Annotated in this window: 16 protein-coding genes; 9 read left to right on the forward strand and 7 right to left on the reverse strand. The window is 71.8% G+C overall.

Features of this window, described 5'->3' with window-relative positions; translation table 11 throughout:
- Positions 1-3 precede the first annotated feature (3 nt).
- Both ACFZCY_RS24900 and ACFZCY_RS24905 read right to left on the reverse strand, forming a co-directional pair.
- Entirely contained in the window at positions 4-2,802 is a 2,799-nt protein-coding gene (locus ACFZCY_RS24900) for an AAA family ATPase (protein ID WP_391177287.1), read from the reverse strand.
- Positions 2,803-3,216: 414 nt separating this feature from the next.
- Positions 3,217-4,089, reverse strand: a complete 873-nt coding sequence (locus tag ACFZCY_RS24905) for a calcium-binding protein (protein WP_391177290.1) — start codon at positions 4,087-4,089, stop codon at positions 3,217-3,219.
- A gap of 300 nt (positions 4,090-4,389) precedes the next feature.
- Here ACFZCY_RS24905 and ACFZCY_RS24910 point away from each other — a divergent pair, with 300 nt between their 5' ends.
- On the forward strand, positions 4,390-6,795 hold the full coding sequence (locus tag ACFZCY_RS24910) for an ATP-binding cassette domain-containing protein (RefSeq protein WP_391177292.1): 2,406 nt from the start codon (positions 4,390-4,392) through the stop codon (positions 6,793-6,795).
- Here ACFZCY_RS24910 and ACFZCY_RS24915 read toward each other — a convergent pair.
- Positions 6,780-8,234: a sugar porter family MFS transporter gene (locus ACFZCY_RS24915; protein WP_391177295.1), complete on the reverse strand. Its 1,455-nt coding sequence runs from the start codon at positions 8,232-8,234 to the stop codon at positions 6,780-6,782. The genes ACFZCY_RS24910 and ACFZCY_RS24915 overlap by 16 nt on opposite strands.
- Positions 8,235-8,455: 221 nt before the next feature.
- On the opposite strand from ACFZCY_RS24915, the gene ACFZCY_RS24920 reads away from it, so the two are divergent.
- Positions 8,456-9,448: a substrate-binding domain-containing protein gene (locus ACFZCY_RS24920; protein WP_391178278.1), complete on the forward strand. Its 993-nt coding sequence runs from the start codon at positions 8,456-8,458 to the stop codon at positions 9,446-9,448.
- An 8-nt stretch (positions 9,449-9,456) separates the two neighbouring features.
- On the opposite strand, the gene ACFZCY_RS24925 is transcribed toward ACFZCY_RS24920, so the two are convergent.
- Positions 9,457-10,149, reverse strand: a complete 693-nt coding sequence (locus tag ACFZCY_RS24925) for a haloacid dehalogenase type II (protein WP_391177298.1) — start codon at positions 10,147-10,149, stop codon at positions 9,457-9,459.
- A 231-nt stretch (positions 10,150-10,380) separates the two neighbouring features.
- Between ACFZCY_RS24925 and ACFZCY_RS24930 the strand changes: the two genes are divergently transcribed.
- Positions 10,381-11,250: a 4Fe-4S domain-containing protein gene (locus ACFZCY_RS24930; protein WP_391177302.1), complete on the forward strand. Its 870-nt coding sequence runs from the start codon at positions 10,381-10,383 to the stop codon at positions 11,248-11,250.
- Positions 11,251-11,255: 5 nt separating this feature from the next.
- On the opposite strand, the gene ACFZCY_RS24935 is transcribed toward ACFZCY_RS24930, so the two are convergent.
- A complete protein-coding gene (locus ACFZCY_RS24935; protein ID WP_391177305.1) occupies positions 11,256-12,128 on the reverse strand; it encodes an SAM-dependent methyltransferase in 873 nt (290 codons plus the stop codon).
- Between the two features lie 190 nt (positions 12,129-12,318).
- On the opposite strand from ACFZCY_RS24935, the gene ACFZCY_RS24940 reads away from it, so the two are divergent.
- Positions 12,319-13,254 carry a serine hydrolase gene (locus ACFZCY_RS24940; protein WP_391177308.1) on the forward strand — a complete coding sequence of 312 codons (936 nt, stop codon included), beginning with the start codon at positions 12,319-12,321 and terminating at the stop codon, positions 13,252-13,254.
- 83 nt (positions 13,255-13,337) lie between these two features.
- Here ACFZCY_RS24940 and ACFZCY_RS24945 read toward each other — a convergent pair whose 3' ends face one another.
- Entirely contained in the window at positions 13,338-14,600 is a 1,263-nt protein-coding gene (locus tag ACFZCY_RS24945) for an RbtT/DalT/CsbX family MFS transporter (protein ID WP_391177311.1), read from the reverse strand.
- 114 nt (positions 14,601-14,714) lie between these two features.
- Positions 14,715-15,500, reverse strand: coding sequence for a DeoR family transcriptional regulator (locus ACFZCY_RS24950; RefSeq protein ID WP_391177312.1), 786 nt, complete (start codon positions 15,498-15,500; stop codon positions 14,715-14,717).
- 107 nt (positions 15,501-15,607) lie between these two features.
- Here ACFZCY_RS24950 and ACFZCY_RS24955 point away from each other — a divergent pair, with 107 nt between their 5' ends.
- The 5 genes from ACFZCY_RS24955 to ACFZCY_RS24975 are packed head-to-tail and all read left to right on the forward strand — an operon-like array spanning position 15,608 to position 21,042.
- Entirely contained in the window at positions 15,608-16,276 is a 669-nt protein-coding gene (locus ACFZCY_RS24955; RefSeq protein ID WP_391177314.1) for an HAD-IA family hydrolase, read from the forward strand.
- A 5-nt stretch (positions 16,277-16,281) separates the two neighbouring features.
- On the forward strand, positions 16,282-17,352 hold the full coding sequence (locus ACFZCY_RS24960) for an NAD(P)-dependent oxidoreductase (RefSeq protein WP_391177317.1): 1,071 nt from the start codon (positions 16,282-16,284) through the stop codon (positions 17,350-17,352).
- Positions 17,349-18,809: an FGGY family carbohydrate kinase gene (locus ACFZCY_RS24965; RefSeq protein WP_391177319.1), complete on the forward strand. Its 1,461-nt coding sequence runs from the start codon at positions 17,349-17,351 to the stop codon at positions 18,807-18,809. The genes ACFZCY_RS24960 and ACFZCY_RS24965 overlap by 4 nt, the downstream gene beginning before the upstream one ends.
- Positions 18,806-20,581: a dihydroxyacetone kinase family protein gene (locus tag ACFZCY_RS24970; protein WP_391177322.1), complete on the forward strand. Its 1,776-nt coding sequence runs from the start codon at positions 18,806-18,808 to the stop codon at positions 20,579-20,581. The genes ACFZCY_RS24965 and ACFZCY_RS24970 overlap by 4 nt, the downstream gene beginning before the upstream one ends.
- Entirely contained in the window at positions 20,578-21,042 is a 465-nt protein-coding gene (locus ACFZCY_RS24975) for a ribose-5-phosphate isomerase (RefSeq protein ID WP_391177325.1), read from the forward strand. The genes ACFZCY_RS24970 and ACFZCY_RS24975 overlap by 4 nt, the downstream gene beginning before the upstream one ends.
- The last annotated feature ends 6 nt before the right edge of the window (positions 21,043-21,048 follow it).

The following is a 21,048-nucleotide window of genomic DNA, read 5'->3' on the forward strand; positions in this document are numbered from 1 at the left end:
GGGTCAGGCGGACTCGTAGCTGACCGCGTGGGCCCCCTGCAACAGCTGCTCGCGGTTCCTGATGCCCATCTTGCGGTAGACGCGGGTCAGATGCTGCTCCACGGTGCTGACCGTGATGAACAGCCGGTCGGCGATCTCACGGTTGGCGTACCCCTGGGCGGCCAGCATGGCGACGCGCCGCTCGGATTCGCTCAGCCCGCCGAAGCTGTCGTGGTCGGCACCCTCGCCACCGCGGGACCCCGCGCTGCCCCGGGGGCCGATGCTCCGCGGCGTGGACGTCGGAAGCAACTCCTGGCACAGGGGCTCCGCCTGGCAGCTCTTGGCGAGCCGCCACGCCCGCCGCGCGGTCGGCCGGGCCCGCTTGTCGCCCAGCTGCTGGTACGCGCGGCTGAGATCGGCCAGCACGGCGGCCGCCTCGTACCGTGCGCCACTGCCCTCCAGCAGGCGGAACGCGTCCCGCAGGATGGGCGGTTGCTGGGTGACCGGCTGGACCAGGGCCAGGCCGTGCAGCGCCATTCCACGCGACCGGGTGAGCCCGGAGTCGGGCCTGGCGAGCTGCTTCTCGACGAGCCGGGCCGCCCGCTCCCGGTCGCCCAGCCGCAGCCACGCCTCCGCCTCGCCCAGCCGCCACGGCGCCACGGCGGGCGTGTCGACGTTCCAGCGCCGCATCAGGCTGCCGCACCCCTGGAAGTCGGACAGCGCCAGATACGTGTTGCCGGTGGCCAGATGGTGGCGCCCGCGTGCGTACAGATAGTGCAGTCCGGCGCGGGTGAGGAACAGCTCGGGCGGCGGCTCCGGCGTCAGATACCCGGCCGCGGCCTGGTGATCGCCCATCGCGGTGTGCGCCTCGATCAGTATGGCGAGCGCCAGCGCGCTGCTGACGTTCCACCGCGGCCCGGACAGCCGGGCGTACGCCGCCTCCGCCTGGCGTACGGCGTCGGCCAGCCGGCCGCGGCGCAGCGAGACGAGTGCGCCGACGCAGGCGATCTGCGCCCGCCAGGCGGGGGCGTCATGGCGTCCCGCGTCGCCCGCCAGAAGGTCGTGCCACGTGGCGGCGGCGTCGATCCGGTCCGCGTAGCACAGGGCGAGCAGCGCCTTCGGCAGGCTGCTGAGCTGCGAGGTCGCCGCGTTCTCACGGCTCTGGAGCACCTGCTCGGCCAGGGCGATGGCGTACTCGTCGGCACCCCGCTCCAGGACCAGGGCGAGCGCGTGCCGGGCCCGCAGCTCGGAGTGGGACGTGGCCGGGGCGGCGGAGGCCGGCAGCGGACGGCTCAGCCGGTCGAGCACGCCGGGGACCTCCGAGGCCATCAGCATCCGCGTGCCGTGCAGCGCGGTCGCCATCTCCTCGGCGCCGTCGTTGAGTTGGTCGACGGCCTCCAGCGCCTCGTCGAAACCGAGGTGGAACAGCATGCCCTCGGCGGCCCACAGCGCGTCGTCACCCGTCAGCTTGCCTTCGACGATGGGGCCCTTGAGCGCGAGAAAGTGCGGGGCCGAGTCGGCGGGCCGCAGCTGCCACTGGCCGCAGGCGAACTGCGACTTCACCGACAGGCGCTGCGTCTCGTCCACACAGCATTCGCGGGCCAGCTCCAGGCACCGGATGCCGCGCTGTACGTCGCCGTCGTCCAGGGCCTGGCAGGCGGCCTCGCGCAGCACGCCCAGCACCCAGTCCTCGTACAGCGGACCGACGCCGAGCAGATGCGCGGCGACCGCCTGCGGCGGCGCCCCGCTGTCGTACAGCAGACGGGCGGCGCGATACCGCAGATGCGTGGCCTCGTCGTGCGGCATCTCGCCGAGGACCGCCTGCCGTACGCCCGCGTGCCGCAGCCGCGCGCCGCCCAGCACGCCGATGCCGGTGAGCAACCGGAGGTAGCGTTTCAGCAGTTCGGTGTCGATGCCGCTCAACCGGCTCAGCAGCAGTGGCGTGGCCGCCTCGTCCAGCAGCGCGACACACCGGGCGAGCAGGACCGCGCGCGGGCCGATCCGGTGCAGATAGGCGAGGACCGCCTGATGGAAGACGGGCCCGATCGACACCCCGCCCTCGGGGAGCGGCGCGGTCCCGTCGCTGTCCGACGGGGCCGTCCCCGTGGCGGATTCGGGCGCGGCGCGCAGCCGGTGCTCCTCGATGAGCGCCTGGGCCAGCAGCGGATTGCCGCCGCTCAGGGTGTGGACCTCGGCGAGGAACCGGTCCGAGGGAGAAGGCGAGGGCAGGTTCGCGGCCAGCTCCCTCATGCCCACCCGCGAGAGCGGCCCCAGGTGGAAACGGCGCACGCTCGTCCGGTACAGCAGGTCATGGAGGATGCGCGGCGGCTGCTCCTCCACGGAGACACCGCGCGTGAACACCAGCGCGAGGGGGAGCCGGTTCAGCCGCTGCGCCAGGTAGCGCAGGCACGAGAGGCTGGCCGTGTCGGTGTGCTGGATGTCGTCCACTGTGATCAGCAGCGGATGCCGGGCCGCCAGGTCGGCGATGATCTGGTACGTGTGCCGTGCGACGGCCACGGAGTCGTCCTCCGCCACGGGCGGGACCGGCGTGGCGGGCCCATCCGCCCGCGGATTCCGCACCGCCTGCACCGCGTGCAGGAGCTGGGTGAGCGCGCTGTACGGGACGTCGCGCTCGTGGGGCGAACTCACCACGCCGAGCACCGTGCTGCCCGCCACGGTGGCTCGCTCCGCCAGCGCGTTGAGCACCGTGGTCTTGCCCATCGCCGTCGAACCGCTGACCGCCGCGATGGTCCCCCTGCCCCGCGCGGACTGCGTCAGTAGATCATCGAGCTGTTCCAGTAATTTTCTTCGTTCCACCAACACTGCTGAGCTTCCCCCTGTCGGCATCTTTGATCGCGAAGCGGGTTCCGATTTCCAGCACGCCCGGAAACGGAACGGACTCGTCAATGCTGGAAGTTCGCGGCCTTCAATCAGCCACTATCCGGGCGGTAGGATATTCGGCGCGACGCCGCGGAACACCCTTTGGAGGTGTTCCTAGGGAAATCTTAGTCCGAGGGCACACGGTTTCCGGGAAGGAGGCTCGGCCGGGTCTTTCCGGAGCGATGAATTCCTTGTGTGCGCCGTGAGTCATGCAAATGCCAAAGCCGTAGAGAAACAGGGTATTTTGTTGTAGACACCTGTCACGCATCGAGACCAGAAGGCATGGTCACGGGCAGTGGTGCGGCACGGCGAAGGCCGCGGCGGTGACCGCCGCGGCCTCGGGTGACGGGCCGGCCGTCAGTCCTGGTACACCTTGTTGGTGCCCGGGCCGCCGGACAGCGTGTCCTGGCCCTTGCCGCCGTACAGCGTGTCGTTGCCGCTGTTGCCGTACATGGTGTCGTTGCCGTCTTCGCCGTACAGCGTGTCGTTGCCCTTACCGCCGTACACGTAGTCGTTGTCGGCCCCGGCGCGCAGGATGTCGTTGCCGTCGTCGCCGTACAGGTTGTCCGCTTCGCCGGTTCCGGTGATGGTGTCGTTCCCGGCGTCGCCGCGGCACTCGTAGGAGCAGGCGCCGGTGATGGTGTCGTCGCCCTCGCCGCCGCGGGCGCCCATGCCGTTGCCGCCGTCAATGTGGTCGTCGCCGTCCTCGCCCAGGAACTCGTTCTGGCCGGTGCCCTTGAGGACGTCGTCGCCGGAGCCGCCGCGGATCGCGGCGATCGTGCCCGCTCCGCCGTCGACCGACGCGGTGTCGTCGCCGTCGCCGAGGAAGAGCTCGAAGGTGGTCGAGTCGTCGGAGCCCAGCGGCTCGGGGACGACGCACTGCACGACGGAGTGATCGGCCGCCGAGGGGTAGGCGCACGAGTCCCACTGCGCCGCCGACGCGGCGATGGACATGCCGGACCGGTCGCGGAAGGTGATGAGGAAGTCGCTGCCGAACTGGGAGGGGTCGACATCGGTGATCTCGGTGGAGACCGTCGGCTTGTTCGTCTGTCCGTCGGCGGCCACGTACGAGAGCACACCGTCGTCGTGGGACAGGGTGGCCTGGGCCGCCGCGGCCGAGGTGTCCGCCTGTGCGGTGGGCGCCCAGAGCAGGGCCCCGCCTAAGGCGACGGCGAGTGCGGCGGTGGCGGTGGCGGTGGCGGTGGAGGCGAGAATTCTGTGCTGAGCCATGCGGAGGTGCCCTTCGGGGAACGGGTAGACGATCACCCGCTCAGACAGCAGGCCGGGGGAGGGGGTTGTGCGGGAAAACCCCCTGTCAGTCGCCTGTGCCGAACATGTCACCCCGGGGCTTCCCGGCGTTCTCCCGAAGGGCACCGGACGGCAACCCCGGAGGCGGCCGGCCGGACCGGTCAGAGATGGAGAAGCGCGGTCGCCGGGGGCGAGACATACTGCTCGAAGCCGGTCGGGCCGAGCCGGGCGACGCCGACGCGGGACCGCGAGGGCGGGCCCGTCCCCTACCAGGGAGACAGGATGAGCATGACCATGAAGACGGACACGCAGTCGCCTGCGCCGCACGTTGCCGACAGCCACGACCTGATCCGCGTGCACGGCGCGCGCGAGAACAACCTCAAGGACGTCAGCATCGAGATCCCCAAGCGCAGGCTGACGGTGTTCACCGGTGTCTCCGGCTCGGGGAAGAGCTCGCTGGTGTTCGACACGATCGCCGCCGAGTCCCAGCGCATGATCAACGAGACCTACAGCACCTTCGTGCAGGGCTTCATGCCGACACTGGCCCGGCCCGAGGTCGACGTGCTCGACGGGCTGACGACCGCGATCATCGTCGACCAGCAGCGCATGGGCGCCGACCCCCGCTCCACGGTCGGCACCGCCACCGACGCCAACGCGATGCTGCGCATCCTCTTCAGCCGGCTCGGGCAGCCCCACTTCGGCCCGCCCGGCGCGTTCGCCTTCAATGTCCCCTCGGTCCGGGCGAGCGGCGCGATCACCGTCGAACGCGGCAACAGCAAGACCGTCAAGGCGACCTTCAGCCGCACCGGCGGCATGTGCCCGCGCTGCGAGGGCCGGGGCACGGTCTCCGACATCGACCTCACCCAGCTCTACGACGACTCCAAGTCGATCGCCGAGGGCGCGTTCACCATCCCCGGCTGGAAGTCGGACAACGTGTGGACCGTCGGGCTCTACGCACAGTCGGGCTTCCTCGATCCGGACAAGCCGATCCGCGAGTACACCAAGAAGGAAATGCGGGACTTCCTCTACGGCGAGCCGACCAAGGTGAAGGTCAACGGCGTCAACCTCACCTATGAGGGGCTGATCCCCAAGATCCAGAAGTCGTTCCTGGCCAAGGACCGGGAGGCGATGCAGCCGCACATCCGGGCGTTCGTGGACCGGGCCGTCACCTTCACCGTCTGCCCCGAGTGCGACGGCACCCGGCTCACCGAGGGCGCCCGGTCCTCCCGCATCGGCGGAATCAGCATCGCCGACGCCTGCGCGATGCAGATCAGCGACCTGGCCGCCTGGGTTCGCGGCCTGGCCGAGCCGTCGGTGGCGCCGCTGCTCGCCGCGCTGCGGCACACCCTCGACTCGTTCGTGGAGATCGGCCTCGGCTATCTCGCGCTCGACCGGCCGTCGGGCACGCTGTCGGGCGGCGAGGCGCAGCGCGTCAAGATGATCCGCCACCTCGGATCCTCGCTCACCGACGTCACGTACGTCTTCGATGAGCCCACCATCGGACTGCACCCCCATGACATCCAGCGGATGAACAACCTGCTGCTGCGGCTGCGGGACAAGGGCAACACGGTGCTGGTGGTGGAGCACAAGCCGGAGACGATCGCGATCGCCGACCATGTCGTCGACCTCGGCCCGGGCGCCGGTACGGCGGGCGGCGGCGTCTGCTTCGAGGGCACCGTCGAGGGGCTGCGGACCGGCGGCACCATCACCGGCCGCCACTTCGACGACCGGGCCGCGCTCAAGGAGACGGTACGGAAGCCCACCGGCACGCTGCCGATCCGCGGCGCGACCGCGCACAACCTGCGCGACGTCGACGTCGACATCCCGCTCGGGGTGCTGGTCGCCGTCACCGGCGTGGCCGGTTCCGGCAAGAGCTCGCTCCTGCACGGCTCGCTGGTGGGCCGGCCGGATGCCGTCGAGGCGGGAGTGGTGGCGGTCGACCAGAGCGCGATCCGCGGCTCCCGGCGGAGCAACCCGGCGACATACACCGGACTGCTCGACCCGATCCGCAAGGCGTTCGCCAAGGCCAATGGCGTGAAGCCGGCGCTGTTCAGCGCCAACTCCGAGGGCGCCTGCCCCCACTGCAACGGCGCCGGTGTCATCTTCACCGACCTGGCGATGATGGCCGGGGTCTCCACCACCTGCGAGGAGTGCGACGGGAAGCGGTTCCAGCCCTCGGTGCTGGACCACCGCCTCGGCGGCCGCGACATCAGCGAGGTGCTGGCGATGCCGGTGGCCGAGGCCGAGGAGTTCTTCGGCGCCGGAGAGGCGCGCACCCCGGCCGCGCACCGCATCCTCGGCCGCCTCGCCGACGTCGGGCTCGGCTACCTCAGCCTGGGCCAGCCGCTCACCACCCTGTCCGGCGGCGAGCGGCAGCGGCTCAAGCTGGCCACACACATGGGAGAGAAGGGCGGCGTCTACGTCCTCGACGAGCCGACGACCGGTCTGCACCTCGCCGATGTCGAGCATCTGCTCGGCCTGCTCGACCGGCTCGTCGACTCCGGCAAGTCGGTCATCGTCATCGAGCACCACCAGGCGGTCATGGCGCATGCCGACTGGATCATCGACCTCGGTCCCGGCGCCGGCCACGACGGAGGGCGGATCGTCTTCGAGGGCACCCCCGCCGACCTCGTCGCCGCCCGTTCCACCCTCACCGGCGAACACCTGGCGGCCTACGTCGGCGCCTGACCGGCGTCACTTCGGGAGAACCGGGCGCGCAGCTCCGCCTCGAGGACTTCGAGGGTGCGCCCCCGGGTCTCGGGGACGTAGGCCTTCACGAACGCGAGCGCGCAGACGCCCGCCGCCACGAAGAGGAAGAAGGTGTTGGAGATCCCCATCGCGGACACCAGCGACGGGAAGACCAGGCCGATCAGGAAGTTGGTCAGCCACAGCACCACGGCCGCGATGCCCATCCCGAACCCGCGCATGCGGGTCGGGAAGATCTCGGAGAGCATCAGCCAGGTGACCGGCGAGATCGCGCCCTGCTGGAAGGCGAGGAACGTCACCGTCATGGCCAGCACCGCGAAGGCGCGGACCGTGCCCTCGGGCAGGACGATCGAGAACACGCCGATGAGCAGCAGGGCGGTGGTCGTGCCGAGCTGGCCGGTCATCAGCATGGGGCGGCGGTCGACCCGGCCGAGCAGCCAGATGCCGACGAAGGTGGCGAGCACCGAGATCACGCCGTTGGCGATGTTCGCGGTGAGGGCGCTGTCCGAGGTGAAACCGGCGTCGGTGAGGATCTGCGTCCCGTAGTACATGATCGTGTTGACGCCGGTGATCTGCTGGACGATCGCGATGCCGAAACCCACGAACATCAGCTTGCGCATCCACGGGGTGGCCTTCATGTCCTGCCAGCCGCCGAGCTTCGCCTGCTCGTCCTTGACGGCGAGCGCGGACACCTCGCTCAGCTCGGCCTCGGCCCGCGCCCGCGACCTGATCTGCTTGAGCACCTCGAACGCCTGGTTGAAACGGCCCTGGGAGGCCAGCCAGCGGGGGCTCTCCGGCATCACCAGCATGCCGAACCAGAGCACCACGGCCGGGACGGTCGCGATGACCAGCATCCAGCGCCAGACGCCACCGGACTCGCCGCCCACCCGCGCGATGACCGCGTTGGAGGTGAAGGCCAGCAGCTGACCGCTGACGATCATGAGTTCATTGCGGGTGACCAGCGCGCCGCGCCGCTCGGCGGGCGAGACCTCCGCGAGGTAGACCGGCACGGTCACCGAGGCGCCACCGACCGCGAGGCCGAGCGCGAACCGTGCCACGATCATGACCTCGGTGTTCGGGGCGAGCGTACAGCCGAGCGTGGCCAGGAAGAACACCACGGCCAGCAGCAGGATGTTGCGCCGCCGCCCCCGCGCGTCCGAGAGCCGCCCTCCGACGACCGCGCCCAGCGCCGCGCCCAGCAGCAGCGAGCTGGTGACCATGCCCTCGGTGACGGGGGTCAGGCCCAGATCGTCGGTCATATAGGGCAGCGCGCCGTTGATGACACCGGTGTCGTAGCCGAAGAGGAGCCCGCCGAACGTGGCGATGATCGTGATGACCCGCAACCGCCGGGTCACCGCCGACGGCGCGTCGTCGATGGGCGGGGCGGGGGCGGGGCGTGCTGCGTCGTCCCTGACGTCCATGGTCAGTCCTTTGCCGAACGGCGTGAGGGTGGGGGCATCTGCCGCGCTCTACTAGCGCGCTCCAGTAGGAGTACGATGGCGCTTGTCCAAATGTCATGTCAATAGAGGGTTGCCGTAAGTTTCCAGGTGCGCGGACCGAGGCGAGCGGGAACGACATGACACGCGGGGCGCGGGGAGAGCGGGGTCGAACGGTGGACGGAACAGGCAAGCGGCGCCCCACGATGGCGGACGTCGCCGCGGAGGCGGGGGTGTCCCGGGCGCTGGTCTCGATCGTCTTCCGCGATCAGCCGGGGGCGAGCCGGGCGACCCGTGACCGGGTGCTGCGCGTCGCCGACGAGATCGGCTACCGCCCCGACAACGCGGCCCGGCTCCTCGCCCGGGGCCGCAGCCGGACCCTCGGTGTGATGCTCACCGTCCACAACGCCTTCCACGCGGACCTCGTCACGGCCATCCACCCCGAGGCCGAGCGGCTCGGCTACGACGTCCTGCTCGCCGCGACCGCTCAGGGCCGCGGCGAGTCCCAGGCGATCGAATCCCTGATCGGCCACCGCTGCGAAGCGGTGATCCTGCTCGGCCCGGACTCGCCGGCCGCCGACCTGGACGCGCTGGGGCGGCGTACGGTCGCCGTCTCCGTCGGCCGCCGCGTGCCGGGCACCCGGGTCGACAGTGTCCAGACCTCCGAGGGCAAGGGTGTCCGCCAGGCCATGGACCATCTGGTGGCACTCGGCCATCGCCACATCGTGCACATCGACGGCGGCCGCGGGCCGGGCTCGGCGGAACGCCGCCGCGCCTACCGCGCCGCGATGCGCCGCCACGGCCTCGCGGCCGGGACGCGAGTGATCCCCGGCGCCCATACGGAGGAGTCGGGCTTCGCGGCGGGCCACCTGCTGCTGGCCGAGCGCGACCGCGGCCACCCCCTGCCGACAGCGGTGCTCGCGGGCAACGACCGGTGTGCGATGGGCCTGTTGATGACACTGACGCGGGCGGGCGCCGACGTCCCCGGCGAGGTGTCGGTGGTGGGCTACGACGACAGCCATCTGTCGCATGTGATGCCGGTGGGCCTGACGACGGTCCGTCAGGACGCCGTGAGCATGGCCCGGTACGCGGTGCGGTTCGCCGTGGAGCGGCTGGAGGACGACGCGTTGGAGCCGCGGAAGGCGGTACTGGACCCGAAGCTGGTCGTACGGGACACCAGCGCTCCACCCCGGTCGTAGGACACCCCTTAGCGCGCCGTCAGGGCGGTGACCAACTCGTCCAGCCCGCCGAACTGCCCGTCGAAGACATCGGAGCCGGTCGGCGGATCGCCGACCGGCCGTCGGACGTAGGCGGTGCGCATGCCCGTCGCCTGGGCGCCGCTGAGGTCCCAGGCGTGGGCGGCCACCATGAGCACGCGCTCCGGCGGACATCCGGCGGCGTCGAGGGCGAGCCGATAGACCTCCGGCGCCGGTTTGTACGCCTGGGCGGCCTCGGCGGACAGGGCTTGGTGCCAGCGCAGTCCGGCGTGTGCGTTGAGCCGCGGCAGCGCGGTGCGGCCGGCGTTGGAGAGGCCGAGGACGGGGAAGTGCCGCGCGAGTGTGTCCAGACCGGCGGCGGAGTCGCCCCAGGGAGGCAGGCGCTGCCCCGCCGTGGCCAGCCGGGCGATGGCCGCCGGGTCGCTGAGCCCGGCGTGGTCGGCCACGCGCGCGGCGGCCTCCGCGTCGATGGTCTCGGTGGTGGCATACGCGCGGTGCCCTTGCGCGATGCGTCGCTGCTCGCGCTCGACGTGCCGCTGCCACACGGTGAGCAGCGCGTCGACGGACGCGTCGTCCGCCGTGGGCAGTGCGTCGCGCAGGGCTGCGCGGAGCCCCTCGGGCTCGTCGACCAGTGTTCCGAGGACGTCGAAGACGACCACCTCGATGCCGTGGATCCCGTCCATGCGTCCTCCCGCGATGCGTGCGCCTACCAGTGTCACTGGTTCAACCGGTGATGAGCCTGTCATCGGATCCGTCACCGGTCAAGGCGGTGACGCGGGTCGGAGAGGCCGGGGGGTCGAAACACAAGATTTGCAGGGGCTATTGGTTTTGCCGCCCGGTGGGATACCTCTGAAGGACGGGCGGCCCCGCTCCGGGCCGTGCCTCCCTTGACCGCCTCCGGAAGGAGCCCCGCCATGGACGGTTGGTACGTGGACGACCGCTGCACGAACTGCGACGTGGCCCGGCAGCTCGCGCCCGGCCTGATCGGCGAGGTCGAGGGCAAGTCGCGGGTCCTGCGGCAGCCGGAGGACGCGGCCGAGACCCGGAGCCTCCATGCCGCCGCGTTCGCCTGCCCCACCCGCTCGATCCGCCCGGCGTCCGGGCGGCCGGACCGGACGCTGGACCCCTTTCCGATGGCCCTGGACGACGGCGTCATGTTCTGCGGGCACAATTCCCCGCACACCGCCGGGGCCAACTCCTATCTGCTCCTGCGGCCGTCCGGCACGGCCATGATGATCGACACGCCTCGCTGGAGCCGTGAACTCGCCGCCCGCTACACGGCGTCGGGCCCGGTCACCGATGTGCTGCTCACCCATCGCGATCACGTCGCGCACGGCCGCCGCTACGCGGACCATTTCGGCGCCCGGTTGTGGATCCACGAGGGCGACCTCGACGCGGCACCGGACGCGGACCAGGTGATCCGGGGGCTCGAACCGCTGGAGATCGGCGAGGGGGTCACCGCCCATCCGCTGCCCGGCCACACCCGAGGCAGTGTGCTCTACCTCGCGGATGGCCGGTACTGCTTCAGCGGCGACAGCTTCTACTGGTCACGCACGACGGGTGATCTGGCCGTCGCCGACAGCGTGACCTGGTACTCCATCGAGGAACTGGCCCGCTCCCTGGCCAGGGTGGCCGGGCGGCTGCGCTTCGAGTGGGTGCTGCCGGGCCACGGCGACCGCCACCGCCTGACTGCCGACCAGATGTCCCAGCGGCTGCGGGCGCTGGCGGAGCGCACGCGGCTGCTGCGGCCCCGGCCGGTCGACTTCACCGCCGTCCGCTGGTGAGTGGGTCAGCAGAGCCCTCGCGGCTCGATCCTGGCGACCCCGCCGTAGGTCCACACCCGGTCGGGGTCGTAGCCCAGCCCGTCCTCCGGCCGTGGCGCGGGGCCGAGTTCGGGATGCCACTCCGGCAGCCGTACGACTCCGGGCTCCACCGGCCGCGTTCCGCCGAACAGCCGCAGGACGTCGGCGTAGCCGCGCAGCACCAAGGGGGCGGCGACGTTGCGCTCGGCGTAGACGGCGGCCCCGGCGGACGTGGTGGGGGAGTAGTCGCCGGTCGCGTGTGACATCGCCAGATAGCTGCCGTCCGGCAGGGCGTCGCAGTACGTGCGGAGGACACCGGCCGGGTCCGCCTCGTCGGGGACGAAGTGAAGGATCGCGGAGAGGATCAGCGCGATGGGCCGGTCCCAGTCGAAGATGCCCGCCGCGCGCGCCTCGCCGAGCACCGCGGCGGGCTGCCGCAGGTCACCGTGGCGGTAGGCCACGCGGCCCGCCGGTCCGGACGTCAGCAGGGCGCCGGCGTGGGCCAGGACGATGGGATCGTTGTCCATGTACAGCACCCGGCAGGCCGGATCCACCCGCTGCGCGACCTCGTGCAGATTCGGTGACGTGGGCACCCCGGTGCCCAGGTCGAGGAACTGCCGCACCCCCGCCGTTTCCGCCAGGTACCGCACCGCCCGATGCATCCACGCCCGGTTCCCCCGCGTGCTGTCCCGCACCTGCGGCGTGCGGCGTAACACCTCCTCGGCGGCCGCCGCGTCGACCGCGTAGTGGTCCTTGCCGCCGAGGTAGTAGTCGTACATGCGGGCGGGGTGCGGCCGGTCCGTGTTGATCTGCTCGGGCGGGAAGCCGAGTGTCTGCGGGTTCTGGCCATCGGCGGGCATGGGCGCTCTCCTCGACGGGGCAGGGCGGACGGTGCGGTCCCGCGTAGGGTATGCGGTTCGCGAGCACCCCTGAGCTGCGGCCAGTTGATTCCCTACACCTGCGCGTAGCGAGGCCCCCGAGGGGAGTTCGCCCTGCACACAGTGAGACGATGCGCCCGCCGAAACGATTTTTTACCGAAACGGAGGGCGAATGCATAAACGTCGTGGAACCGTGACCCGCCGCTGGAGGGTGGCGGCGGTCGCGTCCACGGTGGCCGTGGCGATCGCGGTCCCGGTGGCGGTGGCCCAGGCCTCGCCCGAACCACCGAAGGTCGGCGCCAAGGGCGCGTATCTGCTCGACACCGGTTCCGACGAGGAGCTGATGGCCAAGGAGGCCGACACCCGGCGTCCGATGGCGAGCACTACGAAGATCATGGCCGCGCTCGTGGTACTCGAGTCCAAGAACGTGGATCTCGACAAGCAGATCACCGTCAAGCAGGACTACCGTGACTACGTCACCCAGACGGAAGCCAGCACGGCGGACCTGCAGATCGGCGACAAGCTGACCGTCAACCAGCTGCTGTACGGGATGATGCTCCCGTCGGGCTGTGACGCGGCGATGGCGCTGGCCGACACGTTCGGCACCGGTGACACCGTGGCCGACCGTACCAAGTCGTTCGTCTCCAAGATGAACGCCAAGGCGAAGGACCTGGGCCTCACCAACACCCACTACGACTCCTTCGACGGTGTCTCGGCGAGCAGTGACAACTACTCGACGCCCCGTGACATGGCCGAGCTGACGCAGCGGGCGATGGAGAACTCCACCTTCCAGACCGTCGTCAAGTCGGTGTCCACCAAGCAGGAGGCACCGGCTGCCAACGGCCGCACCCGGTACTACTCCTGGGACAACACCAACCGTCTCCTGGGCTCCTACAAGGGCGCCATCGGGGTCAAGACCGGGACCACCACCCCCGCCGGTCCCTGTCTGGTGTTCGCCGCCGAGCGCGATGGCCGTACGGTCGTGGGAGTCATCCTCAACGACGCGACGGACCGTTACCCGGACGCGCAGAAGATGCTCGACTTCGCGTACGACACCGACACCCAGGTGAAGTGGCGCAAGCTTCCCAAGGACGCTCAGCGGGACTGACCCGTGGAGCCCCTTCGGGGTGAGAGCGCGGTGCCCCGGCCGGAGACGATCCCGGCCGGGGCACCGGTGTTTTTGGCCCGGCCCTATGACGATGTCGTGGCCGCGTCCTTCCGGGACGTGTCCGGCGCCGCCGCCTCGCCGTCCCGCTCCTCCGGCAGCTTCAGCAGCAGCGTCAGCACGAAGGCCACCAGGTACAGGGCGAGGAAGACGAGCGTGACGCCACCCGCGCCGACCAGGGGGAAGAAGAGGCTGGCGAGCGCCGGGCCGACGAAGGCCGCGCCGCCCGCGCCCAGGTTGAGCAGGGCCATCGAACCGCCCTTGTTCTCCGGGGCCATCGAGGGGATGAGCGCCGAGATGGGGACGAAGCCCGCGAGGGTGGCCCCGTAGAACATGCCCGCGAGCACCGCGACCCAGAAGTAGTCCGGGCCGAGCCACACCGGTACGAAGTACAGCGTCGTGACGCTGATCGCGCAGCCCAGGGCGCCGAAACCGGCGATGGTGGTGCGCCAGCCGATCCGGTCGGAGAGGACACCGAAGATGAGGTTGAAGAAGATGTTCGTGCCGTAGATGATCGCCAGCAGCTGGAGCCACTTGTCCTCGCCGAACCCGATGTCGTCGGAGAAGATCCGCGGCAGGTACACCAGCATGCCGAACTCGGGGGCGGTGTTGATGACCCGGACCAGGCAGCCCACCAGGACGCGCGGATGGGTCCAGATGATGGAGACGGAGTTGAGCAGGCTCTGCCGGGTGGTGACCTCCGGCGGTGCCATCCGGTCGCCGCCGGGCCTGCGGCGCGCGCCGACCAGGGCGATGGCGCCGCCGAGGAGGATGAGGGCGAGGGCGGACCACAGCGTGCCCAGGCGGCCGAACCACGGGATGGTCAGGCTCGACCACAGCGAGCCGAGGGTGGGCAGGCCCCCGGTGAAGGCGAAGTAGAACCAGCCGACAGCGGTGCCCAGCCGGGCCTTCGGCGCCGTGTTGGTGATCCATACGAGGAAGCCGAACGCGAAGAGCGGGTAGCCGAAGCCGCGGATGCCGTAGAAGAGCAGCATCAGCGGGTAGTTCTCGGTGCCCAGCGCGAACAGCAGATACGCGGCGTCGAAGACGGCCCAGATCACCAGGCCCGTCCACATCACCCGGCGCGGCCCCCACACCTGGCAGAGCGCGCCGGAGAACCAGGACGCCAGCATGACGGCGATGCCGTACACCGTGATGACATACCCGGCCCGTACGTCCGTCGCGGCGCCGTGGTCGGCCATGTACGGGGCGATGAAGCCGGATTCGACACCATCGCCGATCATGAACAGGAGCACGCCCACATAGCCCAGGACCAAGGCTTTCGGCATCGCTGCCTCCACTCTGAGGTGTGTCTGCGGTGTGACGGAGTACGACCGCAGATACTCAAGCGCGCCGAGAGAAATATCAAGAGCCTTGGTAAGGCTAACGAGGTTCGATGTTAACTATCCCGCGTCGACCACCCGCACATCCGTCTGCTCCCGCATCTCCCGCAGCAGCTCCTCGTCCACCGGGCCGGTCAGCAGCACATGGTCGAAGGAGTCCACGCTCTCCAGCCGGTGCAGCGCCCGGCGGCCCACCTTGCTGTGGTCCATGAGCAGCACGCTCGTCGCGCCCGCCTGCCGGGCCGCCCGCTTGATGCTGACGATCTCCTGCTCCTGATGGAACGTCATGCCCGCGGTCATCCCGGAGGTGGACAGCACGGTCAGATCGACGGAGACGCCGCTGATCATGTCGATCGCCGGCAGCCCGATCCACGAGTCGTGGGTGCGCGAGTACTCGCCGCCCACGCAGATCAGCCGGATGCCCTCGACACCCCGCAGCTCCTCCGTGATCAGCCGGTAGTTCGTCACCACGGTCAGCGGCCCCACCTCGGGCAACAGCCGCGCCAGGGCCAGCGCCGAGGTCGAGTCGTCCAGCATCACCGACATCCCCGGCGCCACGAACGACAGCGCGGCGCGGGCCAGCGCCCGCTTCTCCTCGGTGTGTGCGTGCAGCCGGAAGTCCGAACTGGACTCGAACACCATCGAGGGCTGCGCGGAGACCCCGCCGTGGTATTTGCGCAGGATGCCGCGGTCCGCCAGCTCGGCGATGTCCCGGTGGACCGTCATCAGGCTGACGCCGGTCAGCTCGGCCAGCTCGGCCACGGTGGCGTCCCCCCGGGCCAGGACGTGGTCGACGATCAGTTGGTGTCGCTGTTGCCGCGCACCGCGCGAAGACGGGAGAGTCATGACTCCATCCTGCCGTGCCAATTTCTCACATGTAACCGGTGACAACTCACACCTTCACTGTTAATTTCGCTGGGACAGCATCACCAGCCAGCAGATCAGGGGTACGCATGGCCGACGCAGTGGTCTTCGACATGGACGGCGTACTGGTGGAGAGCGAGCATCTGTGGGAGGAGCTGTGGACCGCGTACGCCGCCGCGCACAGCCGTGCGTGGGGCCCGGAACAGACCCGTGACGTCCAGGGGATGAGCGCCCCCGAGTGGGCCGCGTACCTCACCCGGTTCTGCGGGGCGGGCGGCTCCGCCGAGGACACCGAACGAACCGTCGTCGACGGCATGGTCCGGGCGCTGGCCGACGGGCGCATCGAGCTGCTGCCCGGCGCCCGCGAGATGATCACCGCCACCGCCGAGCGCGGACCCGTCGCGCTCGCCTCCTCCGCGCCCCGCCGCGTCATCGACGCCGTCCTCGTCCACCACGGCGTCGACCACCACTTCAAGGCGACCGTCTCCAGCGCGGAGGTGGAACGCGGCAAGCCCAGCCCGGACGTCTATCTCGCCGCCGCGAGCGCACTCGGCGTGGCCCCGGAGCGCTGTCTCGCGGTCGAGGACTCCAGCAACGGACTGCGCGCCGCCGCGGCCGCCGGGATGACGGTCGTGGCCATCCCCAATCCGCAGTACCCACCCGCCGAGGACGCCCTCGCGGCCGCCGCCTTCCGCTCCCCGGACCATGGCGCCGTGACCGAGTTCCTGCTCAAGCGGCTCGACGCCCGAGGGGAGTGACCGACATGACCACGGTCCTGGTAGCCGGTGACGACTTCATCGCCCCCGAACTCTTCTCCGCCGCCCTGAGCGAGGCCCTGCCCTCCGCCGGGCTCGACTTCCGTACGCTGCGCACCCGCTGGCCGAACGAGCCCTTCGGCCCGGTGGGGGCCGACGAGCGGGGGAACGGCGGTGTCAAGGAGGCCAGCGGCACCGAGGAACAGGTGCTGGAGGCGCTCGGCGACGCCAGTGTCGCCCTCACCCAGATGGCCCCCTTCACCGCCCGGATCATCCGCGAGGCACCGCGGCTGAGGTTCATCGGCGTGGCCCGCGGCGGCCCCGTCAACGTGGACGTGGCCGCCGCCACCGCCGCCGGGATCCCCGTCACGTTCACCCCCGGGCGCAACGCCGCCGCGGCTGCCGAGTTCGCCGTCGGCCTGATCCTGGCGGCCCTGCGCCGCATCACCTTCGCCGACGCCGCCCTCAAGCAGGGCGTGTGGCGCGGCGACTACTACGCCTACGAGAACGCCGGTCTCGAACTCGACGGCGCCACCGTCGGCCTCGTCGGCTACGGGGCCATCGGCGCGATCGTCGCCCGCGTGCTGCGCGCCTTCGGCGCCCACGTCCTCGTGTCCGACCCGTACGCGGACCCGGACCGGGCGAAGGCCGACGGCGTCGAACTCACCGCCTTGGACGACCTGTTGCGGCGCAGCTCGGTGGTGAGCCTGCACGCCCGGGTCACCCCCGAGACGCGGCATCTGCTCAACGCCGGCAACCTCGCCCTGCTGCCCGAGGGCGCCGTCCTCGTCAACTCCGCCCGCGGCGACCTGCTCGACTACGCCCCACTGCCCGGGCTGCTGGAGTCCGGCCGCCTCGGCGCGCTCGCGCTCGACGTCTACGACGTGGAACCGCCCCCGGCCGACTGGCCGCTGCACCACGCCCCCAACGTCATCACCACGCCCCATCTGGCGGGCGCCACCCGGCAGACCGCCGACCGGGCCGCCGCGATCACCACCGCCGAGGCCGCCCGCTTCCTGCGCGGCGAACCACTGCGGCACGTCGCCAACCCGGAGGTGCTGACCGGAGGCCGATCATGATCGTCGGAGTGGACATCGGTACGTCGGTCACCAAGGCCCAGCTGATCTCCCGCGACGGCCGCACCACCCCCGCCCACGAGGCCCGCAGCACCGTCTACACCCTGCCCGGCCAGCGCGTCGAACAGGACCTGGACGACGTCGTGGGCACCGTGGAGACCGTCGTACGGGCCGCCCTCGCCGACGCCGCGGACATGGACGGCGAACCGGTCGAGGCCCTGGCCCTCACCGGGCAGGGCGACGGGCTGTGGCTGCGCGACGCCACCGGCGCCCCCGTCGGCCGCGCGCTGTCCTGGATGGACGGCCGGGCCGCGGATCGGCTCGGCAAGTGGACCGACGACGGCACCCTGCGCGCCCTGCACCGGCGCACCGGCGTCGGCCTGTTCCCCGGCTCCGCCGCGCCCCTGCTGGCCCACCTCGCCGAACACGAACCGGAGCGGCTGGCGGCGGCTCACGTCGCCGGGTACTGCGTGGACGCCGTCGTACAGCGGCTGACCGGCGCCGTGACCGTCGACGCCTCCGACGCCTCGCAGCCGTTCCTCGACGTCGCCACCCGTACGTACGACGAGACCGCGCTCGACCTGTGCGGACTGACCGACCACCGCAGGCTGCTGCCGGACCCGGCGCCGCCCGGCACCCTGCACCCGCTCCTGCCCGACGCCGCCCGGCGGCTGGGCCTGCCCGCCGGACTGCCGGTCTCCGCCGGTCCGTTCGACATCCCTGCCTGCGCCTTCGGCTCGGGAGTCGCCGAACCCGGCGAGGGCAACCTCATCATCGGCACCACCCTCGCCGCCCAGACCCTCGACAGCGAACCGCGCCCGGCCGCCGCCGACGAACCGGCCGGAATGGTCCTGGCCACCCCGTACGAGGGCCGGTTCCTGCGCGTCATGCCCGCCATGATCGGCACCGCGGGCCTGGACTGGCTGCTGAAACTGCTCGACGTGAAGATCGAGGCGCTGGACGCGCTGCTCGTCCAGTCCCCGCCCGGCGCCTCGGGCGTCACCGCGCTGCCGTTCCTGTCCGCCAGCGGCGAGCGCGCCCCCTTCGTCGACGCCCGGGCCCGCGGCCGGTTCGACGGCCTCTCCCCGCTGACCGGACGCGCCGACCTGATACGGGCGCTGTGCGAGGCCGTCGCCTACTCGGCCCGGCACTGCATGGAAACCCTCGGCGTCTGCGGCCCCGTCACCGCGTGCGGCGGCGGCGCGCGCTCCGGGGAGTGGGCGCGCGTCTTCGCCGGAGTCCTCGGCCGCGACCTGGAGGTCTGCGACGACGCCGTGGGCATCCGCGGCGCGGCCCAGACCGCCTGGCACTCCCTCGGCACGCCCGTCGACCCCGCCGCCTGGCGCGCCCCCCGCCGCACCGTGCCCGCCGAGCGCGGGCTGATCGACCACTACGCCGAGGGCTACGCCGACTACCGCCTCGCCCTCGATGCCGCACGCGACGGCTGGAGCACACGATGACCAGGCTCTTCAACGACCCCGCCCGGTTCACCGACGACATGATCACCGGGTTCGCCGCCGCCCATCCCGAGCACGTACGCGCCGTGCCCGGCGGCGTGGTGCGCGCCCGCCCCACCCCCGAGGGGAAGGTGGCCGTCCTCACCGGCGGCGGCTCCGGCCACTACCCCGCCTTCTGCGGGGTCGTCGGCCCCGGATTCGCCGACGGCTCGGTCATCGGCGACGTGTTCACCTCCCCGTCAACCGCCCGCGCCCGCTCGGTCGCCGAGGCGGCGGAGGCGGGCGGCGGTGTCCTCTTCCTCTTCGGCAACTACGCCGGTGACGTGATGAACTTCGGCCTCGCGGCGCGGCAGTTGGAGGGTGACGGGATACCCGCCCGCTGCTTCGCCGTCACCGACGACATCGCCTCCGCGCCCGCGGACCAGACGGCGCGGCGCCGCGGCATCGCGGGCGGCTTCGTCGTCTTCAAGACCGCGTCGGCGGCGGCCGAGGAGGGTGCCCCGCTGGCGGAGGTCGTCCGCGTCGCCGAGCACACCAACGCCCGGACCAGCACCCTCGGCGTGGCCTTCGACGGCTGCACCCTGCCGGGCGGCGAGGCGCCCCTGTTCACCGTCCCCGAGGGCCGCCTCGGCCTCGGCCTCGGCATCCACGGCGAACCGGGCGTGAGCGAGGACACCCTGGGCACGGCGGAGGAGCTGGCCCGCACCCTGGTCACCGGGGTGCTGGCGGACCGGCCCGCCGACGCGGGCGACCGCGGGCGCGTCGCCGTCGTCCTCAACGGCCTCGGCGCCACCAAGTACGAGGAGCTGTACGTGCTGTGGGGCGCGGTGTCCCGGTTGCTGCGCGAGGCCGGGCTCACCCCCGTACGCCCCGAGGTCGGCGAACTCGTCACCAGCCTCGACATGGCCGGTTGCTCCCTCACGTTGAGCTGGCTGGACGACGAGCTGGAGCGGCTGTGGCGCGCCCCCGCCGACACCCCGGCCTTCCGCCGGGGCGCCCCGCCCGCACCCCCGGCCGAAGTCCCGGCCCAGGCCGCCGCCGTACGGCCCGCAGCCGCCCCGCGCCGCCGGGACCGGCCCGCCGCCACCGCGTCCGGCGCGGCGGCCGGGGTCGCCGAACGGGCCGTCCACGCCCTGCGCGCCGCCCGCGACGCGCTGCACCGGGACGCGGACGCCCTGGGGCGGCTGGACGCGGTCGCGGGCGACGGCGACCACGGCCGCGGCATGTGCAAGGGCGTCGGCGCGGCGCTGGCGGCCGCCGAGAAGGCACACGCCGAACGCCTCGCCCCGGCGGTCGTGCTCGCCGCCGCCGGGGACGCCTGGGCGGCGGAGGCCGGGGGCACCTCGGGCGCCCTGTGGGGCGCGGCGCTGCGCGCCCTCGGCGCCGTACTCCCGGCGGACCGGGCGCCCGCGCGCGAGGAGCTGGCGTCCGCCGCCATGGAGGCGCTCACCGCCGTCACCTCGCTCGGCGGGGCCGAGGTGGGCGACAAGACCCTGGTCGACGCCCTCGCCCCGTTCGCCACCGACTTCGCCGGACAGTTGCGCGCCGGGGCCCCGGTGGCCGACGCGTACGCGTCCGCCGCGGCCGAGGCCCGTACGGCCGCCGAGCAGACCGCCGACCTGCGCCCCCGCCTCGGCCGGGCCCGCCCCCTCGCCGAGCGCAGTGTGGGCACCCCCGACCCCGGAGCCACCTCCCTCGCCGCGGTGCTGACCGCGGTCGCCACCCTCCCCACGATTCCCGCGACTCCCACGACGACAGGAAGCGATGCCGTATGACCACCGCGACTCCGTTCCGGATCGTCGTCGGCTGTGACGACGCCGGTTACGGCTACAAGGAAGCCCTCAAGCAGGACCTGCTGGCCGACCCCCGGGTGGCCGAGGTCATCGACGTCGGCGTGGACAGCGACGAGCACACCGCCTACCCGCACGTCGCGGTCGAGGCGGCCCGTCGCATCGCCGACGGCACCGCCGACCGCGCCCTCCTGGTGTGCGGCACCGGCCTCGGCGTGGCCATCAGCGCCAACAAGGTCCCCGGCATCCGCGCGGTCACCGCCCACGACAGCTACTCCGTACGCCGCTCCGTCCTCAGCAACAACGCCCAGGTCCTCTGCTTCGGCCAGCGCGTCATCGGCCTCGAACTCGCCCGCGCGCTCACCGACGACTGGCTCGCCCAGCGGTTCGACGAAACCTCCCCCTCGGCGGAGAAGGTGGCCGCCATCCGCGCCTACGAGAACTGACCCGGC

It is taken from the genome of Streptomyces sp. NPDC007983, assembly GCF_042958345.1.
Lineage (GTDB): Bacteria > Actinomycetota > Actinomycetes > Streptomycetales > Streptomycetaceae > Streptomyces.

What these genes read in the sequence shown, in the direction of transcription:
- ACFZCY_RS24905 (WP_391177290.1), bottom strand. Translation starts at nt 4,089, where the DNA reads ATGGCTCAGCACAGAATTCTCGCCTCCACCGCCACCGCCACCGCCACC.
- ACFZCY_RS24910 (WP_391177292.1), top strand. Translation starts at nt 4,390, where the DNA reads ATGAGCATGACCATGAAGACGGACACGCAGTCGCCTGCGCCGCACGTT.
- ACFZCY_RS24915 (WP_391177295.1), bottom strand. Translation starts at nt 8,234, where the DNA reads ATGGACGTCAGGGACGACGCAGCACGCCCCGCCCCCGCCCCGCCCATC.
- ACFZCY_RS24920 (WP_391178278.1), top strand. Translation starts at nt 8,456, where the DNA reads ATGGCGGACGTCGCCGCGGAGGCGGGGGTGTCCCGGGCGCTGGTCTCG.
- ACFZCY_RS24925 (WP_391177298.1), bottom strand. Translation starts at nt 10,149, where the DNA reads ATGGACGGGATCCACGGCATCGAGGTGGTCGTCTTCGACGTCCTCGGA.
- ACFZCY_RS24930 (WP_391177302.1), top strand. Translation starts at nt 10,381, where the DNA reads ATGGACGGTTGGTACGTGGACGACCGCTGCACGAACTGCGACGTGGCC.
- ACFZCY_RS24935 (WP_391177305.1), bottom strand. Translation starts at nt 12,128, where the DNA reads ATGCCCGCCGATGGCCAGAACCCGCAGACACTCGGCTTCCCGCCCGAG.
- ACFZCY_RS24940 (WP_391177308.1), top strand. Translation starts at nt 12,319, where the DNA reads ATGCATAAACGTCGTGGAACCGTGACCCGCCGCTGGAGGGTGGCGGCG.
- ACFZCY_RS24945 (WP_391177311.1), bottom strand. Translation starts at nt 14,600, where the DNA reads ATGCCGAAAGCCTTGGTCCTGGGCTATGTGGGCGTGCTCCTGTTCATG.
- ACFZCY_RS24950 (WP_391177312.1), bottom strand. Translation starts at nt 15,500, where the DNA reads ATGACTCTCCCGTCTTCGCGCGGTGCGCGGCAACAGCGACACCAACTG.
- ACFZCY_RS24955 (WP_391177314.1), top strand. Translation starts at nt 15,608, where the DNA reads ATGGCCGACGCAGTGGTCTTCGACATGGACGGCGTACTGGTGGAGAGC.
- ACFZCY_RS24960 (WP_391177317.1), top strand. Translation starts at nt 16,282, where the DNA reads ATGACCACGGTCCTGGTAGCCGGTGACGACTTCATCGCCCCCGAACTC.
- ACFZCY_RS24965 (WP_391177319.1), top strand. Translation starts at nt 17,349, where the DNA reads ATGATCGTCGGAGTGGACATCGGTACGTCGGTCACCAAGGCCCAGCTG.
- ACFZCY_RS24970 (WP_391177322.1), top strand. Translation starts at nt 18,806, where the DNA reads ATGACCAGGCTCTTCAACGACCCCGCCCGGTTCACCGACGACATGATC.
- ACFZCY_RS24975 (WP_391177325.1), top strand. Translation starts at nt 20,578, where the DNA reads ATGACCACCGCGACTCCGTTCCGGATCGTCGTCGGCTGTGACGACGCC.